We start from the raw sequence: 3385 nt of genomic DNA, 5'->3' as shown, positions 1-3385 counted from the left end.
AATAAGTGCCTGACGATGACCTACTCTCACATGGGGAGACCCCACACTACCATCGGCGCTGAGCGGTTTCACTGCTGAGTTCGGCATGGGATCAGGTGGTTCACGCACGCTATGGTCGTCAGGCGAAAAACGGTGAATCATGCTGACGTCGAAACGTCTCTGCGTATCCGGTGTCGTGGGTCATCACAGACCCCTTGGGTGTTATATGGTCAAGCCTCACGGGCCATTAGTACCGGTTAGCTCAACGCCTTGCAGCGCTTCCACACCCGGCCTATCAACCAGCTGGTCTCGCTGGGCCCTTCAGGAGGCTCAAGGCCTCGGGGAGATCTCATCTTGAAGGGGGCTTCCCGCTTAGATGCCTTCAGCGGTTATCCTGTCCGCACATAGCTACCCGGCAATGCCACTGGCGTGACAACCGGAACACCAGAGGTGCGTCCACTCCGGTCCTCTCGTACTAGGAGCAGCTCTTCTCAAATCTCCAACGCCCACGGCAGATAGGGACCGAACTGTCTCACGACGTTCTAAACCCAGCTCGCGTACCACTTTAAATGGCGAACAGCCATACCCTTGGGACCGACTTCAGCCCCAGGATGTGATGAGCCGACATCGAGGTGCCAAACACCGCCGTCGATGTGAACTCTTGGGCGGTATCAGCCTGTTATCCCCGGAGTACCTTTTATCCGTTGAGCGATGGCCCTTCCATACAGAACCACCGGATCACTAGAACCTACTTTCGTACCTGCTCGACGTGTCTGTCTCGCAGTCAAGCACCCTTATGCTCTTGCACTCACTGCACGATTTCCAACCGTGCTGAGGGTACCTTCGTGCTCCTCCGTTACGCTTTGGGAGGAGACCGCCCCAGTCAAACTACCCACCACACACGGTCCTCGATCCGGATAACGGACCTGAGTTAGAACGCCAATGATGCCAGGCTGGTATTTCAAGGTTGGCTCCACCCGAACTGGCGTCCGGGTTTCCAAGCCTCCCAGCTATCCTACACAAGCAACATCAGCGTCCAGTGTGAAGCTGTAGTAAAGGTTCACGGGGTCTTTCCGTCTAGCCGCGGGTACACAGCATCTTCACTGCGATTTCAATTTCACTGAGTCTCGGGTGGAGACAGCGTGGCCATCATTACGCCATTCGTGCAGGTCGGAACTTACCCGACAAGGAATTTCGCTACCTTAGGACCGTTATAGTTACGGCCGCCGTTTACCGGGGCTTCGATCAAGAGCTTCGCTTGCGCTAACACCATCACTTAACCTTCCGGCACCGGGCAGGCGTCATACCCTATACGTCCGCTTACGCGTTTGCAGAGTACTGTGTTTTTAATAAACAGTTGCAGCCACCTGGTATCTTCGACCGCCTCGTGCTCCGGCCGCAGGGCCTTCACACTAACGCGGCGTGCCTTCTCCCGAAGTTACGGCACCATTTTGCCTAGTTCCTTCACCCGAGTTCTCTCAAGCGCCTTGGGATTCTCACCCTGACCACCTGTGTCGGTTTGGGGTACGGTCCCACTGTATCTGAAGCTTAGAGGCTTTTCCTGGAAGCGTGGCATCGATGACTTCCTGACCGTGGTCAGTTCGTCTCGTCTCTCGGCCTGGGAGAACCGGATTTGCCTGATTCTCCAGCCTACTGACTTTCACCAGGACTACCAACGCCTGGCTCACCTAGCCTTCTCCGTCCCCCCATCGCAATACAGTGAGGTACGGGAATATTAACCCGTTTCCCATCGACTACGCCTTTCGGCCTCGCCTTAGGGGCCGACTCACTCTGCTCTGATTAGCATAGAACAGAAAACCTTGGTCTTCCGGCGGGGGAGTTTTTCACTCCCCTTGTCGTTACTCATGTCAGCATTCGCACTCGTGATACCTCCAGCAGACCTCTCGATCCACCTTCATCGGCGTACACGACGCTCCTCTACCGCTCGTCATTCGACGAACCCGTAGCTTCGGTACCTGGTTTGAGCCCCGTTACATCTTCCGCGCAGGCCGACTCGACTAGTGAGCTATTACGCTTTCTTTAAAGGATGGCTGCTTCTAAGCCAACCTCCTAGCTGTCTGAGCCTTCCCACATCGTTTCCCACTTAACCAGGATTTCGGGACCTTAGCTGACGGTCTGGGTTGTTTCCCTTTTCACAACGGACGTTAGCACCCGCTGTGTGTCTCCCACGCGTCACTCACCGGTATTCGGAGTTTGCCTCGGGTTGGTAAGTCGGGATGACCCCCTAGCCGAAACAGTGCTCTACCCCCGGCGGTGCTACGTGAGGCGCTACCTAAATAGCTTTCGAGGAGAACCAGCTATCTCCGGGCTTGATTAGCCTTTCACTCCGATCCACAAGTCATCCAAATCTTTTTCAACAGATCCTGGTTCGGTCCTCCAGTTGATGTTACTCAACCTTCAACCTGCTCATGGATAGATCGCCCGGTTTCGGGTCTATTCCCAGCGACTGGTCGCCCAGTTAAGACTCGGTTTCCCTACGCCTCCCCTATTCGGTTAAGCTCGCCACTGAAAATAAGTCGCTGACCCATTATACAAAAGGTACGCGGTCACAGAACGTGTCTGCTCCCACTGCTTGTACGCATACGGTTTCAGGATCTATTTCACTCCCCTCTCCGGGGTTCTTTTCGCCTTTCCCTCACGGTACTGGTTCACTATCGGTCAGCCAGGAGTATTTAGCCTTGGAGGATGGTCCCCCCGTCTTCAGTCAAGGTTTCTCGTGCCCCGACCTACTCGATTTCACATGATCAGATTTTCGACTACGGGGCTATCACCCGCTATGGCCGCGCTTCCCAACGCGTTCGTCTAATCGGTCACATGCTTAAGGGCTGGTCCCCGGTCGCTCGCCGCTACTGGGGGAATCTCGGTTGATTTCTTTTCCTCGGGGTAATGAGATGTTTCAGTTCCCCCGGTTCGCCTCCCAACACCTATGGATTCAGTGTGGGATACCCAGCTTACGCTGGGTGGGTTTCCCCATTCAGAAATGCCCGGGTCACAGGTTGTTTGCCACCTCGCCGAGCCTTATCGCAGGCTTCCACGTCTTTCATCGCCTCTGGCTGCCTAGGCATCCACCGTATGCGCTTCATCGCTTGACCATATAACCCCAAAGGGTCTGGTCCGCGATGACACACGACATTGCCGGATACGCTTGAGACGTATCTCGTGTTCTTTCCTTGCGGAAAGAACGTTTGTCAGCATGATTCACATTGTTAAAGAGCAGACTGTCAATCGACAGTCATAAACCGGTCATTGCGCGATGCAAGGATGGCTTATGACTGCGGATCCGATCAGGTAGACTGTGGGGATGGGAGATGGTGGAGCCTAGCGGGATCGAACCGCTGACCTCCTGCGTGCAAGGCAGGCGCTCTCCCAGCTGAGCTAAGGCCCC

At 55.2% G+C, this 3385-nt stretch carries 1 tRNA gene and 2 rRNA genes; all 3 read right to left on the bottom strand.

The annotated features are described in order from the left end of the window. Positions 1 to 7 precede the first annotated feature (7 nt). Positions 8 to 123, bottom strand: a 5S ribosomal RNA gene (rrf, locus tag RAN53_RS16270). An 82-nt stretch (positions 124 to 205) separates the two neighbouring features. Continuing rightward, positions 206 to 3092: ribosomal RNA gene (locus tag RAN53_RS16265) — 23S ribosomal RNA — on the bottom strand. Positions 3093 to 3309: 217 nt separating this feature from the next. Further along, positions 3310 to 3385, bottom strand: a tRNA-Ala gene (locus RAN53_RS16260).

The organism is Halomonas sp. SSL-5 (genome assembly GCF_030708455.1).
Classification (GTDB): domain Bacteria; phylum Pseudomonadota; class Gammaproteobacteria; order Pseudomonadales; family Halomonadaceae; genus Halomonas.
This window is presented reverse-complemented; position numbering and strand designations above follow the sequence as displayed.